The following is a 16,409-nucleotide window of genomic DNA, read 5'->3' on the forward strand; positions in this document are numbered from 1 at the left end:
TGATTAAACTTTAACAAAACACAAAAGGATTTTTTTTGGTTTATTGAAAATTATTCTTTTAAATTAATGAGTTAGCTGTTTCTGGATGGGCACTAGTTACTAGTTACTAGTTGCTAGATGCTAGATGCTAGATGTGAGACGTTAGACGTAAGACGTCCGAAATTGCCGTCATCTCGTACCGGGATGCCGGACCACTCGTATCTCGTATCTCGTATCTTACATCTCACGTCTCACGTCTCACATCTAGCATCTCGCATCTCGCATCTCGCATCTCGCATCTCGCATCTCGTATCTCACATTTACAAATAATCAAACAAACTCAACTGATTAATTGAAGTATACGTCTGCTGTACCGCTTCGAGCACAAACTCTTCATAGGTAAGCTGGCTGACGGCGGCGGCGTAGTCTAAATCTTCCAGGTCGGAGCGGATTTCCTGCGCCGAGAGAATGTTATCCGCCAGCTGGTCCGACATATCTTCGGTGGCGTTCAACCGGGTACCGATGTTTGCGCGCACGCTGGAGACGTTATCGATGGCGTTATCTAAATTACTCAACGCATCTTCAATGGCAGCGCTGTAAAGCTCGGTGTATTCGGAATCGCTGCCGTAGTTTTCCAGTGCGTAGATGAGCTTTTCAATGGTCACGAACATGCTTTGCGAGGATGAGGTTTCAATGTAGAACTCATCCCCGGCATCCGGGTCGCCGGTAATTTCCACGGTCATGCCGGCAACGGAAATATCCTGCCCTTCCACGTATTCGACGTTTTCCAGCCCATCTATCACGCGCCCGTCAGACTGGCGGTACACGGTGTAATTGGTTTGTGGCGGGTCAACATCCAGTTCGTTCTGAAACTCAATCACGATGTCTTCCGGGAAGTAGGCATCCAGCGCTTCCTGATCCACCGTGATGCCCTGAGAAACAATGCCAGAGCCGGTGTTAGAGCTGCTGCCCGAGGTATAAAAAGAGTTACTGACGGAATCGATATCCAGAAACACATCTTTACCGGAATCGCTCGAAGCCAGCGTAATACTGCTGCTGATCTGCATATAGCGAACACCCTCGTCGCCCTCGTAGCTGTAACCGCCGCCGGGGGATTCTACAAAGGCTGGCTCTTCGCTCTGGTAACCGGCGAACAAGTAATCTCCGGTGCCATCGGTGCTGTTGGCGAGTGCGACAATTTCTTCCAGATACTGTTGCATTTCATCGGCCATCGATTGCAGATCGGTATCGGTATAAACGCCTTCGTTACCGGCCTGAACCGTCAGCTCACGGATGCTGCCGAGTACATTATTCACACTGGAAAGCACGCCGTCTTCCAGCTCAAGGCGGGAATCCAGCAGCGTGATGTTATCTTCGTACTGCTCCATCTGGTTGATTTCCTGATCGAGCTGCAATACACGCGCGTAAGCGACCGGGTCGTCCGATGCAGTCAGCAGTTCTTTACCGGACGATATTTTGGCACTGGTTTCGTTTATTTGCACCTGCAGGTTCAGCATATCGCCCAGAGACTGGTTATAACTCCACGATGTAGAAATACGATCGGCCATTTTTCATCTCACTTTTCACTGTTTTTAGGGTTAGAGCTGTTGGCCTGAAGGCCAACCTACAAAAGATGTTGCCTCTGTAGGTCAGGCTTTAGTCCGACTCTAACTTGTTGGCCTGAAGGCCAACCTACAAATGACGCTGTCTCTGTAGGTCAGGCTTTAGTCCGACGTTTACTTGTTGGCCTGAAGGCCAACCTACAAATGACGTTGCCTCTGTAGGACGGGCTTTAGTCCGACTTTAACTTGTTGGCCTGAAGGCCAACCTACAAAAGACGTTGCCTCTGTAGGACGGGCTTTAGTCCGACTCTAAATTGTTGGCCTGAAGGCCAACCTACGAAAGACGTTGCCCCTGTAGGTCGGGCTTTAGCCCGACTCAAACCGGTTGGCCTAAAGGCCAACCTACAAATTAAAACGATGCCAATAAGGTATCGAATAACTCTTGCGCAATCGTAATAACTTTAGCGTTTGCGCTGTACAGCGCCTGATACTCAATCAGGTAGGCTGCTTCTTCATCCAAATTCACACCGGAAATGCTGTCGACTTCCGCCGCGGTGGTTTCCAAAATAGTTTCCGCTGCGGCCGCCTGAACCTCTGCCGTGGAGGTCATGGTGCCCACCTGCTCGACCGACTGCGCATAGCTTTCGGTAAAGGTAATTTCACCGCCGACCAGATCGGATGTTTCCAGAGCGACCAGATCGAGCGCGTTGCGGTTATCGGAGGTGCCGCCTTCGTTCCACTCAATCACAAACTCGTCACCGTCTACCGGCGTGCCGGAGATTTCGAAGGTGAAGCCAAGGTAGGTGCTTTCGGCATCCGGTATGCCATTGAAGATACCGCCAATTTCCGGGTCGGTTTCCAGGCTGATGCCATCAGACATCACAATATCGACCTCACCGCCCATGTTCACGGCAGATACTTCATCCGGGTCGCCGGTGCCGGTCACCGTCATATAAACCTGATAGCTCAGATTGCCGTTGGCATCGACAGAAACCGAGGCGCTGCTGCTGTCATCCAGCTGATCGGTAATCTGCTCTTCAAAGGCAGCGAGCAGCGAGTCGGAATCGGCATAGTATTGATCCATGGTGATGTAGCCGGTGCGGCCATCGGGCAGATAGATTTCATACTCATAGGGGCCGCCTTCGGTGAAGTCGTAACCGGTCAGGCTGTTGATCTCGCCATTGGTATTGCCGGATATCGGGTCAATGGTGTAACTCTGGCCGTTACTCAGTTGGAACGAATCGCCCGGGTCGATGTAATCGGTCAGGCCATCGACCAGAACCTCCTGCGGTTCATCGCCGGTCATTTCAATCAGAATGTCATCGCCATTCGCACTGGTAATGGTGAGCGTGGTGCCGTCCGATTTAGCAGTAATGCCCATGTACGAAAGTTCATAATTGCTGTTGATGCGGTCGGCGAGGAAATCCGGCGTCATTTCATCCGGCACTTCTTCCGGGTAGCCGTCCATGTAGGTGCTCTGATTGGAAGATTCAACCACATCGGTAATGTTGACGCCGTTAATCCAGACTTCGAAATCATTGGAAGGATTGTAAGTGGTGCCGTTGTTCGTGAAGTTGGTCAGCTGCACTTCGGTATAGGCGCGGGCTTCAATGCCATCGACCAGGTTCAGCGCATTCGCGATATCGGCCGCTGAGGTTCCGGTTTCAGTGGAGACTTCATCCAGCAGGCTGGTTTCGCCGGTTTCAGGGTCGGTGTAGTAGAACTCAAAGCGTTCAGCGTTGATGCCGTTTTCCAGGCTATCGAAGCTGCCCTGGGTGCCGGTTTCTGCCGCAGCCGGCAACCGGGCGCGCCAGCTGCTAACCTGCGTTTCACCTGGGTCGTCGGTAAAGATGGTGTTGGTTGCACCCGGCACATAGCTGAGGTTTTCCATCGGCGGGTCGAGCGCGGTTGGGTTGCTCGGGTCGGTGTTGTCATAAACCGAGTAGGTTGTCTCGCTGGTGAACACAATAATCAGAGGCGGTGAAAGCTCACCATCTACAGAGAACATACTGGTATCGGTACTGAGCATGGTGCCCTGATCGATCACACCGGTGCCGTTATTGCTCAGGCTGGTATCTGCACGAATGGGGTACGCCAGGGCAATTTCTTCCGCTTCGGTGATTGCCACATCAACTGCGGCTGCAGCGTTTGCATAGGGGTTTACAGTAAAGGAATCTCCCTCTTTAAAGGTGCCCGATTCTATAACCAGTTTGAGGCCATCGAATTCAATTTCCTGCGGGAAGGTATTTTCCAGTGACCCTTCGGCAACAACATCGCCATCGCTGTTGGTAATTTCAAAGCGGGAGGAATCCGGCCCCGGTACCGAGAGCGTATACTCGCTGCCGGTCAGCGCGCTGGTATCGTCAATATAAACACTGAAGTAGTTATCGTTCGATGATGTATTGCTGCCATAGGCAGATACCCGGTTACTGACCAGATCTTCACTGTTCATGTCTGCGAAGAAGTTTCCACCCCAATCGCCGTTCAGGTCGATACCCACCGAATGGGTGGCGTTGGTTTCTTCAACAAAGGTAATGGCCAGCAGGCCTAAGTTATTGATGGTTTCGTCGAGCGCGTTTTCGCGGAAGTTGATCATACCGGCAATGGCACCGCTGGTAATTTCATTGGTAATGTCGATCGAGGTTGTGGAACCCACAAAGGTGATGCCGGTTTGAGTCGGGTCTTCTTCCGATGGTGTGGCTTCCAGCGAATAAGCACTGTTACCCAGCACTAGTGCCTGGCCGCTGCCAATATAAATATCGTATGCGCCATCCACTTCAACCACATCGGTATCCACATAGGCTGAAAGCTCCAGAATGGCCTGGTCACGCGCGTCCAGTAAATCGTTCGGCGCTGCCGTTTCAGAGCTTCCTTCGGCGGCAATAATTTCCGCATTCAGCGTGGCAATGGTGGTGGCCAGTGAGTTCACCTGTGCGATTGAGGCTTCTAACTGGCTGTTGAGGGTATCTTCAATATCACCCAGATAATCTGCTATGGAGTTGAACTGACTGGCCAGGCTTTCGGCTTCGGCCAGCACAACATCGCGCGATGGCACATAAGATGGGTCATCCGCCGCTGTTTGCAGCGCGGCAAAGTAATCATCCATGGCCGACTGTAAACCGGTAGAGTCATTGGACAGCAGCGTATCCACCTGCGCCAGTAGGTCGGCATAGGTTTCCAGGTCGTAGTAATCGGAAGTATCGGACTGCAATTGCAGCGTCAGGTATTCATCGGTTATGCGTGATACTTCTGAAACGCTCACACCATTGCCAACATAGCCAAAGCCGTAATAGGTTGAGTTGGCGGTTTCCATGGAAACCTGCTGGCGCGAATAACCTTCGGTATTGGCGTTAGAGATGTTGTTACCGGTGGTATCCAGCGCGGTTTGCGCAACACTCAGGCCGGAGACGGCAGTTGATAGCAAGCTCATTTATCGCTCCTTAAACCTCATCAAACCATTCGCTTTGCGAAATGCGCAAAATTTTATCGGCGTAGTTCGGGTCGGTTGCGTAACCGGCTTTCTGCAGCGCGTTTACGTATTCGGCATCGTTACCGGCATTGGCAACGGCCTGTTCATAACGGCGGTTGCCGGTAATAAATTCCGCATAATCGTTGAAGGATTGTTCGGCGTTTTTATAGGCGCGGAACGGTTCTTTCACCTTAATGGCGCGGCCGTCGATGTATTCTGTTGTCATGGTTGAAGCCGATTCACCCTGCCAGCCGTTTCCGGCTTTAATGCCGAAAAAGTTGAAACTGGAATCTCCGCTTTCGGTTTCAATCTGGCTTTGGCCCCAACCGGTTTCCAGCGCCGCCTGGGCAACCAGAACCTTGGCGGAAACACCAATAATTTCCGCTGCCCGCTTCGCCAGTGGCAACAATTGTTCAATGAAATCTTTTGGGCTGCTGAAGCTTAAATTAAATGGCTTGGCTTCCGTTACCGGCTGCTGTTCAATGGAATTTGCGTCTTCAAAGAATTGGCTTTCGGTGAGTTGGGAGTAATCCAGGCTCGGAATAACCGGCCGGCTCGATTCGCTCAAAGGCTTGGGCTCAAATTCTTCGGTATTGGCATCGTTACCCATCAGCTGGCGGTAAAGCACCTCGGCAATACCAAAACCGCCCTGCTGCGATAAGCTCAGCGTGAGCTGCTCATCGTACATATCGCGGTAAAAATCGGTCTGGTAGGAGTTCATCAGATCGGAGCGCAGTACATCGTTGGCCTCGCGCATGCTGGCCATCACCATATCCATATACATTGATTCAAACTGCTGGGCGACTGCACGCAATGCCTCTGGGTCATCCTTACGGGCACTTTGTTTTAACGCATTCAGACTGTTGAGGTCGTTATAGTTAAAAGCGGCATCGAGTTGTGCGGGCATCGCCATTCTCCGGTTAAATATTGCCGCTATTTACGGTAAACAGCGGGCCTGGAAAATATATAGCTAGGGGTGTGCCAAGTTTGGGAAGACGGGAGATGCTAGATGCTAGTTGCTAGTTGCTAGTTGCTAGTTGCTAGTTGCTAGTTGCTAGTTGCTAGTTGCTAGTTGCTAGTATCATGCATCTAGCAGTATCAGAGATGCCAACCGGGACTTTCTGCGCAGGTGCCGAGGGGTGTTTGAGGCCGAAGGCCGAGTTCCCGAACACCGAAGTGGGAAGTACCGGTTGGTGGCATCTAGCATCTAGCATCTAGCATCTAGCATCTAACCACCCTAAATAATTATCAACTCCGCCTTCAACGCCCCAGCACTCTTAAGGGCTTCCAATATCGCCATTAAGTCGCCGGGTGCTGCGCCAACCTCATTAACGGCGTTGACCAGATCGTTCAGCGTGACGGTTGGGCCGAACAGGAACATGGGGCTGTTTTCCTGGGCGATGGCAATATCGGTATCCGGCACAACCACCGTTTCGCCTGCCGAGAAGCCTTCCGGCTGAGCGGCGGTTAAATCGTTCTGGATGGTGACGGTTAAATCGCCGTGAGTAATCGCCACCGGTTCAATGGCCACATGTTTGCCAACCACAATAGTGCCGGTGCGGGAGTTAATGATGACCTTGGCGGATTCTTCACCCGGCGTCACCTCAAGATTTTCCAGCACACTTAAAAAGCTGACGCGCTGGTTGGCATCGCGCGGTGCCGTCACCCGGATCGAGGTGGCATCGACGGCATAGGCAGAATCCGGCCCCAGTAAATCGGTAATGGTTTCTGCCATACGCTTGGCGGTGGTGAAATCCGGGCGGTGCAGGTTGAAAGTGAGGTGATCGCCCTGCGAAAAAGACGTCGGTACGGCGCGCTCTACGGTGGCACCATTGGGGATACGGCCGGTGCTTTCAATGTTGACCTGAATGGAAGAGCCATCGGCACCTTCAGCGCCAAAACCACTGACGATCATACTACCCTGAGCCACGGCATAAACGTTGCCGTCTGCGCCACGCAACGGCGTGAGCAACAGGCTGCCGCCGCGCAGGCTATCGGCATTACCCAGACTGGAAACGGTGATATCTATCTCCTGCCCCGGCTTTGAAAAGGCCGGCAAGGTAGCGTGCACACTGACGGCCGCAACATTGGCCAGCTTCGGGTCTTCATCATCGGCAATGGTAATGCCGAACTGCTCCATCATGTTACGGAAGGTCTGGTCAGTGAAATCCGATTTATCGCCGGTGCCATCCAAACCAACCACCAGGCCATAGCCCACCAGCTGATTGCTGCGCACACCCTGTACCGAGGCTAAATCTTTAATCCGATCGGCAAAGCCAAACGAAGCAGACAGACACAGCAATAGCGTAATGCTTAATGTTCTTGTGATTGCCAGCGTTTTCATAGTTGTCATCTCTTTGGCGTTATTTTCTTTGTTTAACTTACAGAGCAAGGTTTATGCCCTTTGGTAGTGGCTGGACGTGAGAGGTAAGACGTGGGATGTAAGACGTAAGATGTAAGATGTGAGACGTAAAAGAACACTGCACGCTAGAACCCTGGCGTCTTTCCCCTCACATCTAGCACCTAGCATCTAACCCCTCACATCTCACGTCTAACCTCTCACGTCCAACACCTAAAACGGCATCAACGAAGAATTAAAAAACGCCGACAGCCACCCTTGCTTAGAAGCACTCTGCACCGCACCGGAACCACTGTAGGTAATGCGCGCATCGGCCAGCTTTTGGCTGGAAACGGTGTTATCCAGGTTAATGTCATCCGGACGCAGCATGCCTTTAATGCGGATGAATTCGGCACCGGTGTTCAGGGTGATCCATTTTTCCCCGCGTACTTTCAGCACGCCATTGGGCAGTACCTCTGCCACGGTGACGGTAATGTTGCCTTCCAGCGAGTTGGATTGATCCGCATCGCCCGAGCCGCTGAACGAACGGTCGCCATCGACAGAGGCGCTTAACGAGCTGACCTCAAACCCGGCAACCGTTGGCACGCCTAAACTGGCGCTGGAGCTCTTACTGGAAGAAGCCGCGGAGGATTTGGAACCCTGCGTGCTTTCATCGAGCACCACGGTAATAATGTCGCCAACCTTGCGGGCTTTTTTATCGCCGTACAGGCTCAGCCCGTAGGCATCGGAAAACAGCGAGCCACCGGCATTCGGCGGCGGCATCAGTGAATCGCTCGGCACCGGCGCGTATTCCGGGTCGCCCGGCTTTTCACTTTGCGGCAAGGAAGAAACCTGCATGCTGCCGCAAGCGCTCAGGTAAGCGGTAATCAGCAACAGTAACGTCGTTTTGATTAGGTTCATTGTTTTATCCTTACGCCTTATCTGCTTTATAAGTGCGTTGAGTTACAGGTTCGAGGTTATGAAACCAAGCATAGAGTCAGCGGTACTGACCACCTTGGAGTTCATCTCGTAAGCACGCTGCGTCGCAATCAGATCCACCATTTCTTCCACGATAGAAATATTCGAGGCTTCCAGCGCGCCCTGCTCCAATGAGCCAAAGCCGTCGTAGCTCGGGTCACCAATCACGGCTTCACCGCTGGCATCGGTTTCCTGAAACAGGTTATTACCAATGGCTTCCAGGCCGGCGTAGTTGATAAAATCGGCAATCTCGATGGTGCCAATCTCTTCACCGGTGGTTTCACCTTCATACACTGCGGTGACAATGCCATCGGTGCCGATGGTGATGGTATCGGCCTGATCCGGCACCACGATGTTTGGCTCCAGCAGATAACCGCTGGAGGTCACCAGGTTGCCTTCGGAATCAATCTGGAAGCTGCCGTCGCGGGTATAGGCTAAATCGCCGTCTGGCATGGTAATTTGAAACATGCCACGGCCGTTGATCGCCAAGTCCAGCGTTTCGCCGGTCACTTCGATATCGCCCTGGGTAAATTGCTTCTGAGTGGCAACTACGCGCGTACCACAACCCAATTGCAGGCCACTGGGCAGTTGCGTGCTCTGGGAAGACTGGCCGCCCGGTTGACGCTGCACCTGATAAATTAAATCTTCAAATACGGCACGGTCTTTTTTAAAGGCCGTGGTAGAGGCATTGGCCATGTTGTTGGAAATAGCGGACAGCGAGGTATCCTGTGCTTCCAACCCGGTTTTGCCCACCCAAAGTGCTTTCATCATAATTTAAACCCTCTCAATTCGGTGCTGACCGACGGCTGTTAGCTCAGTGACAGCACGCGTGCTGCCGCCTCAGACATTTCATCAGCCGTTTTCATCATCTTCACCTGAGTTTCGTACTGGCGACTGATGGCCAGAATGTTGGTCAGTTCGGTCACGGCGTTTACGTTAGAGCCTTCTACAAAACCTGAAACCAGACTCAGTGTTTCATCGTTTTCCAGAATGGCTTCACCCTGATACGGCCGGAACAGACCATCTTCATTCTTCTCGAAATTTTGCAGATCCGGGTTGACCATCTTGATGGAATCAACCACCACCAACTGCTCAGCGCCGGCACCGGCCGGGCGAATGGTGATAGTGCCGTCTGCGCCAATGTCTACCCGTTCAAATTCCGGCAACACGATGGGACCGCCTTCGCCCATGACCGGTTGGCCTGACCCGTTAATGAGTTCACCCAAAGGTGTTACCGAAAAATCGCCGCGGCGGGTATAGGCTTCCTGCCCGGAAGCATCAAGCACCGCGAAAAATCCATCACCGGCAATGGCGGCATCCAGTGGATTGCCGGTTTCAATCAGGGCTCCATCATCGAAATCTGAAGACGGACGCTCTGTGAGTGCGAAGGCACGAGATGGATGGTGGTCACCCCATACCGGAATCGCTCTGGCCTGCTCGAAATCTGCTTTAAAGCCATAGGTGCCGGTGTTGGCAAGGTTGTTGGAATGCGCCGTTTGCGAATACATGTTGTTCTTCGCACCGGTCATTGCAATGTAGACTGCACGATCCATTTCGTACTCCTGTAATTCATAGCCATAAGTGGCAATTACAGAGAGTAAAGCGAGAGCCGTGCCAGTTTTGTTTTTTAATTTCAGAGTACGCCGAATGCACCGTATTTAAAGGGCTGTAGTGATTCAGGTAAGGAGCTGAACAACTCACATAGCAAAATATAAACAGAATTGTGGAGGAAAATGGCAAGCCATTTCCACTGCGGAGAAAAAGCGGCAACCGGTATTGCCGCTTGTTTTTGCGAAGAGGCCTAATACTAACATCATCCCGTACAGACGAGGATCCATCACCCTTTACATTGCTTGCCTCACCTCTGTAGAACTCATCCCGATATGTCGGAGCGGGATACCACACCACTTACATCTAGCATCTAGCATCTAGCATCTAGCATCTAGCATCTAGCACCTAGCATCTAGCAACTAGCACCTAGCATCTAGCAACCAACGTCTCACGCCCCACCCCTTACCTCAAATTAATAATCGTCTGCGTCACTTCATTGGCAGTCTCAATCGTCTTGGCACTGGCCTGATAGTTACGTTGCGCAATAATCAGCTGTACCAGCTCTTCGGAAAGATCGACCGTTGAGTCTTCCAGTGCTGAGGATTCAATAGACCCCAGAGTACCGGTGCCCGGTTCGCCAATGGTGGGCTCTCCGGATTCAGAACTTTCCGTCCATTCTGTATCACCGGAGGGCGTTAAGCCTTCTGTGTTGGTAAAGGTCGCCAGAGCTACCTGTCCAATCACTTCCGATTCACCGTTGGTGTATTGGGCGTAAATAATACCGGAGCCGTCGATTTCCAGGTCAGTCAGCTCACCACTGGTGTAACCGTCCTGGGCGAAATCGTAGCGTGCGAATTCACTGCCGTACTGGGTGGAGTCGGTAAATGAAATGGCGAAGTTGGAGTTTTCCGCATCGCTATCGATCGGCAACACACCGCCTTCGGCCACATTCAGTGAAGAGAACGAGCCATTGGAGGCACCTTCGCTGTCAATTGGATCCCAGTTGGAAATCAGGAACTCACCAGTTGAGTCTTCATCCAGAGAGCCATCGGCATTGAAATACATCTGGAACGAAGCCATGGTTGGCTCCAGGTTATCCGGGTAATCCAGCGTAGCATCCGGGTCACCGACGTTTTCACCATCGATTTGCACGTACACAGTCCAGGAGCTCAGATTGCTGCCGTCGGCCTCATTCTTGACGTAGTACATCTGCATTTCGTGCTGATTACCCAGTGAATCGTATACCGTAATGGATGCGGTTTCGTTGTAGGTATCGGTGTTGTCCGGGTCGAATGAGTTGATGGTGTACTCTTCATAGGAAGCACTGGTTAAACCGTTGAATAAACCGGTTACGCTTGGATCCGGGTCTTCCAGGGTGTAGCCATCGTTAAGCACAATCTCTATAGAACCACCGACTACGGCGAACGTTTCGGCATCTTCATCACCACCTAAGGTAGCGGTTGTTGCGCCATCAGAACCCTGCAGTGAAATCTGGTCAGTCTCGACAACTGAATCCACCTCAACCGAGATATCGATACCAATGGAGGAAGTCAGCAGAATATTGCCGGTATCTTCATCCAACGATGCTGTAATGCTGGAAAGCGTTGTTGATGAGTAGCTATTGATTTCATCCACGATGTCGGCAAAGTCGTCAGACTCAATAACCTGACCGTTAATGTACAAATCCATTAAGCCACTGTTGACGTAATCTTCAGCAAACAGGGTTAAGTCGGTTTCGGCCGTTGCCGTTACACCACCATAACCACTGAGCAGTGATGCAATTTCAGAGGCCTGTGAGCCTTCCTCGATCACGATCTCGGTCGTCACATCGTCCGCTTCGTTGTAGAGCTGAACGGTCTGCGCCGGATAACCGTTGGTGGTTGCAGCCTCACCAATGGTCAACAGGCTGCTGTCGTACTGATCTGCCTGCAGCAGGCCATACAGTTCATTAACGTCCAGGTCATCACCGGTTGCCTGAATATTGGTAATAGAAATTGTCGATTCTTCACCGGCTTCAGTCGCAACAAAGGTTAAAATTTCGTTGCCATCTTCGTCTTCAGAAACAACAGCCTGCACGCCAATGTAGTCAGCTTCATCTACTGAGGCCAGTTCGCGGTTGATCGATGTTGCCAGCTGGTCGATCGAGTAGATGGTTTCATCGAGAGAAATGGTTACAGAACCGGAGCGGCCATCTTCATCCGGGTCGGGTACGACCAGGTTGATGGTGAAGGAGTTGGATTTATCGACTGAGTCAGTGCCCAGCGTCGTCGTTGTGCTATCCAATCCCAGAGTTTCAAGTGCTTCGCTATCCCCGGAAATATCAATATCATAACCGGACCCAATTTCGGTCCGTTCAAATACCAGTCGACCATTAACGTGTGATACGTCAATCTCGCCTGACAGTGCAGAATTAGAAGATATTTCATCACTGATTGCAGCCACCAGGCCATCATAGGTCGTGTACGTACCTTCCGGAATTACAATGGTTTGCCCATCTGCACCATCAATAGAAATTTCCAGAACGTTATTGGCTAAAACTTCCTCTTCTCCGGCATCGTAATCCGGCGTGGATGATCCATCATCCTGCATACCAATGGCAGACATAGTGAAGGACGTTGTTTCAGAAACCACAGTACCACTGTAATCACTAATGTTGATCGTTTGGCTTCCGACTCCAGTTGCCGAACCAGCAGTTAAAACCAGCTCGTTTGCCGCACTCAAGCTGACGTCAATCACATCAGTGCTACCAAATTCATCTTCGATTTCGGTTTCTAATTCTGACAGGAATGTTGTTGTATCGGCCCAACCTCCAGCTGGAACCTGCATTGTCACCTGCTCCGTAGTGGTTCCAATTGTAATGTCGAACGCCAGCCAGTTGCCGGCATCCGTACTAGCAACAGCACCACTGGTATCCACATAAGTGCTAATAGGTAATGCACTGGTAAGTGTCGCATAGGTTCCGGAATCGTAATCGGTAAAGGTAAGCTCAGAAGTACTATTGCCCTGTACAGTAACGGCATCGCCTTCGGATGAAGACAAATCAATAGAGCCATTGTTGGCGAACAGATCGGTACCAGCCACTGCTGCAGTAACACTGGGTGATGTTATAGATGTCGTGGTATTCAGACCAAAATATTCAAGATCAGTTGCACCAGCAGTACCATCGGTAATCGCTAGCGTTGAGGCCGTACCACTGTCCAAACGATCGAAATAAAGCGTACCGTCGATCGCATAAGCCGACACCTCTCCATCAACCGCACTGCCTGATATAGCGCCGTTAATAGCCAAAGCCAGAGCATCCGCATCTGCATATGTACCACTACCGATCGAAATCGTTGCCGAGTTGGTATCGGTAGCGATTGTCATCGTGTTATTTGCATCCACACCCTGGGATGTTGAGGGCGAATACAAAGAGGAGGTCGTTATACCTAAAACCTCGACATCGAAATCACTGGTTAAGGTTGACGTAGTAAAGTAAACATCAACGTCACCAGCGACATCTGAAGTAAACACCAGCCTGTCATTTACGACGGATGCTGTAATGCCTGCCCCTTCAGCAGTAAACTCGGCATTCAGATCTGAAACCAGGGCACTGAAGTCAGCGTATCCGGTACTTGGAATGGTGATACTTATTGGGTACGAAGTGCCTGCAACACTTGCATAAAAATCAATGGTGTCATTGGCGTAGGCAGATAGAAAACCGGATTCTGTATCAATGGATGTTAAGTCTCGACCACTACTTACTGTAGTCGTGCTTGCAGAGTTGGTGACTGTTAAGCCAGCTTCACTGGTGCCGTAAACTACGACACTTTGGTTTTCAAAATTCAGGTAACTGTCACCTAATAAATTACCAACATTATCTTCAATATTAACGATCGATGTTCCATCCGTTGCATAAGTTCCTGCAGCCTCGAAAGAAACACCTCCAACATTATTGACAGTAGCCTGAACCATGCCAGCAAGATCAGAGTCTGCGTTGATAGCAGAATTAATAGCGTCTACCAGATCGTCAACACTTTCATAAATATTCTCACTGGAAAACGGTACAATGGTGCCCACTAATGAGTTGGTTTCTGTATCAATGTTCGAGCCCGATAGTGTGATATCTATCGAGTACGAAGACTCGGCAGAATCCGGTTGCCACGGAAAATCAATATCACTGTTATCATGCACAATCCCGCCTGACCACGCAGAAGCAACACCTGCCGTCGTCGGATAACCGACTGATGACAAGGTTGTGGAAACATCATCTTCAGACCCTGTCTGCACCTGACCAATTGCAAAGCCATTCGTTTCAGTAATGCTTCCTTCCGACGCCAGAACCTCTGCATAAGAAGGTACGTTCAACTGTGTTTCAACTTCGGTTGTACGCTGCGGTGCAATGTTATCGGCATCCACCTGTAAATCGGTCAAAATACCGCTGACAACGCCATTGTTATCAACACCATACCCCTGCAGCGTCGCGCCAGAGACCGAAACCACATAGCCTTCAGTATCTAAACCAAAGCCACCGGAGCGGCTATAGGTTGTTGTACCGTTGTCGTATTCCAGTACGAAGAAGCCGTCGCCATCAATGGCTAAATCCAATGATGAATCTGAAGCGGTAATGGTGCCCTGTTCGAAGCTCTGACCAATATTGGTGACCGTCACCCCAGAGCCAACAATATCGCTGCCGGAGCCCAACAGCGAAGTAGTATAGGCATCGCCAAACTCGGTGGTGCTGGCCTTAAAGCCGGTGGTGCTGGCGTTAGCGATGTTGTTACCCGTTACACTCAAGTCAGTATTTGCTGCGGCAACACCGCTCAATCCGATACTAAAGCTCATAGCTCACTTCCTCTTCACTTACCGGCAACTTTTAGCCGCCTTAAATTCTGTTCCTCAACCGCTCAGGCTAAGGTCACTTTTTTAAATTGGGTTATCAGGCTGTTTCGTTGATCGATGCAACATCGGTCATATAGGCTGGTTCGCCGTTATCCAGATTCAGCTGTATGGTTCCGTCGTCCAGAATGGTGACCGATTCAACAAACTGCGATGTGTTGACGTTCATCGAAGTGGTCGCGCCGGCAACAGAGCCGGTGATGGTGAAGGTATACTCACCGGCTTCATGTGGAATGATGCTGCCGTCTTCATCGGTTTCGAACTGGTCGTAATCGATCTCCATCAGCTCACCATTCACTTCCAGATTGGCGCCATCCCACTTAAAGCTCAGGTCACCGCTGGATTGATTGCCGATGGAGACGTTCTCCACCACCTGGCCACTGCTGTTGGTGATTTGCAGCGATAAATCGGTGGCTCCGGCAGAGATATCGGCAGAGCCATAAACCAGATCTCCCCAATACAGCGTGCTGGTGTTGTTGCCATCGATCGTGACGTTGCCACCCACCAGAGAACTGGCCTGCAGCGCCTGTGACGACTGGAATGAGGTAGAAAGCTCGTTAATGGTGTCAGAGATTTCTTCCAGGCTTTCAACGGTAGAAAACTGCGCCAGCTCGGCAATGAAGTCTGAGCTGTCGGATGGGTCGGTCGGGTCCTGGTTTTCCAGCTCGGTGATCATCAGCTCCAAGAATTCGTCCTGGCCTAAGCTGTTGTCGTTATCTTCATCCGTCGTCGAGGTAGTGCTCGACGTTGTTGAAAATCCGTACTGGGAAAAGAGGTCGGTACTGGTAATATCGGTCATTGCTTAACCTCCTATTGGCCCAGTGTTAGGGTTTTCTGCATCAGCGTTTTCGCGGTGTTGAACACCTCTACGTTGATGGTGAAACTGCGCTGAGCCGACATCATGTCTGCCATTTCTTCAACAACGTTCACGTTCGAGTAATAAACGTACCCTTCTTCATCCGCGAAGGGGTGGGAAGGCTCGTAGCGGATATCCAGCGGTGCGTCTGTTTCAACGATGGCCGCTACCTGAACGCCGTTGCCGACGTCGTAATCCATATCCACATCGTTAAACGAGCGATCCATGATGTCTGACTGAATGTTCTGAAACACCGGCTTGCGGGCGCGGTAGGTATCTTCAATGCTGGAACTCACACTCTGCGCATTGGCAAGGTTACTCGCTGTCGTGTTCAAGCGAACCGACTGGGCATTCATGCCTGATCCGGAGATGTCGAAAATATTACCTAAGCTCATGATTATTCTCCCCGAAGCGCGTTTATCAGGCCTTTGAACTTGCCGTTCAGAAATTCGAAGCTGGCGTTGTAGTCCATGGCGTTTTCAGTGAATTTTGTATTCTCTACGTTTTCGTCAACGGTATTGCCATCGATAGAAGGCTGCAGCGAATTGCGGTATAAAACTTCCCAGCCATCGCCGGAGCCGGTGGCAATGTGCCGGTCGTCGGTACGGGCAGTCGACAGGCTTGCCTGCTTGCTGACTTCACCGCTCAGAATGGCGTTGAAATCAATATCGCGGGCCTTGTACCCAGGGGTATCTGCATTGGCCAGGTTATTGGCCAGAATAGAAGAGCGCTCTGAACGAAGCATCAATGCATCATCGTGAATGCCGAGTGAATTTTGAAAACCTAATGCAGACATTG

11 protein-coding genes are annotated in these 16,409 nt (G+C 51.1%); all 11 read right to left on the reverse strand.

Annotation, left to right across the window (positions count from 1 at the left end):
• Positions 1-299: 299 nt before the first annotated feature.
• Positions 300-1,547, reverse strand: coding sequence for a flagellar hook-associated protein FlgL (gene flgL / locus BCF53_RS12770; protein ID WP_132702130.1), 1,248 nt, complete (start codon positions 1,545-1,547; stop codon positions 300-302).
• Between the two features lie 403 nt (positions 1,548-1,950).
• Positions 1,951-4,971: a flagellar hook-associated protein FlgK gene (gene flgK / locus BCF53_RS12775; protein WP_132702131.1), complete on the reverse strand. Its 3,021-nt coding sequence runs from the start codon at positions 4,969-4,971 to the stop codon at positions 1,951-1,953.
• Between the two features lie 10 nt (positions 4,972-4,981).
• Entirely contained in the window at positions 4,982-5,917 is a 936-nt protein-coding gene (flgJ, locus tag BCF53_RS12780) for a flagellar assembly peptidoglycan hydrolase FlgJ (RefSeq protein ID WP_165901915.1), read from the reverse strand.
• A gap of 330 nt (positions 5,918-6,247) precedes the next feature.
• Positions 6,248-7,354, reverse strand: a complete 1,107-nt coding sequence (locus tag BCF53_RS12785; protein ID WP_132702133.1) for a flagellar basal body P-ring protein FlgI — start codon at positions 7,352-7,354, stop codon at positions 6,248-6,250.
• Between the two features lie 228 nt (positions 7,355-7,582).
• Complete coding sequence (flgH, locus tag BCF53_RS12790; protein ID WP_132702134.1) at positions 7,583-8,269, reverse strand: flagellar basal body L-ring protein FlgH; 687 nt, start codon at positions 8,267-8,269, stop codon at positions 7,583-7,585.
• A gap of 42 nt (positions 8,270-8,311) precedes the next feature.
• Entirely contained in the window at positions 8,312-9,097 is a 786-nt protein-coding gene (flgG, locus tag BCF53_RS12795) for a flagellar basal-body rod protein FlgG (RefSeq protein WP_132702135.1), read from the reverse strand.
• A 38-nt stretch (positions 9,098-9,135) separates the two neighbouring features.
• Positions 9,136-9,879 (reverse strand): flagellar basal body rod protein FlgF, encoded by a 744-nt coding sequence (locus BCF53_RS12800; protein WP_132702136.1) that lies wholly within the window; start codon positions 9,877-9,879, stop codon positions 9,136-9,138.
• 460 nt (positions 9,880-10,339) lie between these two features.
• Positions 10,340-14,701: a flagellar hook-basal body complex protein gene (locus BCF53_RS12805; protein WP_132702137.1), complete on the reverse strand. Its 4,362-nt coding sequence runs from the start codon at positions 14,699-14,701 to the stop codon at positions 10,340-10,342.
• A 94-nt stretch (positions 14,702-14,795) separates the two neighbouring features.
• On the reverse strand, positions 14,796-15,554 hold the full coding sequence (locus BCF53_RS12810) for a flagellar hook assembly protein FlgD (RefSeq protein WP_132702138.1): 759 nt from the start codon (positions 15,552-15,554) through the stop codon (positions 14,796-14,798).
• Between the two features lie 11 nt (positions 15,555-15,565).
• A complete protein-coding gene (gene flgC, locus BCF53_RS12815; protein WP_132702139.1) occupies positions 15,566-16,006 on the reverse strand; it encodes a flagellar basal body rod protein FlgC in 441 nt (146 codons plus the stop codon).
• Between the two features lie 2 nt (positions 16,007-16,008).
• Positions 16,009-16,407, reverse strand: coding sequence for a flagellar basal body rod protein FlgB (gene flgB / locus BCF53_RS12820; RefSeq protein WP_132702140.1), 399 nt, complete (start codon positions 16,405-16,407; stop codon positions 16,009-16,011).
• Positions 16,408-16,409 lie beyond the last annotated feature (2 nt).

Origin of the sequence: Reinekea marinisedimentorum, assembly GCF_004341165.1 — a bacterium.
GTDB classification, from domain to species: domain Bacteria; phylum Pseudomonadota; class Gammaproteobacteria; order Pseudomonadales; family Natronospirillaceae; genus Reinekea; species Reinekea marinisedimentorum.

Bases quoted from the DNA above. Each gene is read 5' to 3' on its own strand.
- flgL (WP_132702130.1), bottom strand. From the start codon at position 1,547: ATGGCCGATCGTATTTCTACATCGTGGAGTTATAACCAGTCTCTGGGC.
- flgC (WP_132702139.1), bottom strand. From the start codon at position 16,006: ATGAGCTTAGGTAATATTTTCGACATCTCCGGATCAGGCATGAATGCC.
- BCF53_RS12800 (WP_132702136.1), bottom strand. From the start codon at position 9,879: ATGGATCGTGCAGTCTACATTGCAATGACCGGTGCGAAGAACAACATG.
- flgK (WP_132702131.1), bottom strand. From the start codon at position 4,971: ATGAGCTTGCTATCAACTGCCGTCTCCGGCCTGAGTGTTGCGCAAACC.
- flgG (WP_132702135.1), bottom strand. From the start codon at position 9,097: ATGATGAAAGCACTTTGGGTGGGCAAAACCGGGTTGGAAGCACAGGAT.
- BCF53_RS12805 (WP_132702137.1), bottom strand. From the start codon at position 14,701: ATGAGCTTTAGTATCGGATTGAGCGGTGTTGCCGCAGCAAATACTGAC.
- flgJ (WP_165901915.1), bottom strand. From the start codon at position 5,917: ATGCCCGCACAACTCGATGCCGCTTTTAACTATAACGACCTCAACAGT.
- BCF53_RS12785 (WP_132702133.1), bottom strand. From the start codon at position 7,354: ATGAAAACGCTGGCAATCACAAGAACATTAAGCATTACGCTATTGCTG.
- flgH (WP_132702134.1), bottom strand. From the start codon at position 8,269: ATGAACCTAATCAAAACGACGTTACTGTTGCTGATTACCGCTTACCTG.
- flgB (WP_132702140.1), bottom strand. From the start codon at position 16,407: ATGTCTGCATTAGGTTTTCAAAATTCACTCGGCATTCACGATGATGCA.
- BCF53_RS12810 (WP_132702138.1), bottom strand. From the start codon at position 15,554: ATGACCGATATTACCAGTACCGACCTCTTTTCCCAGTACGGATTTTCA.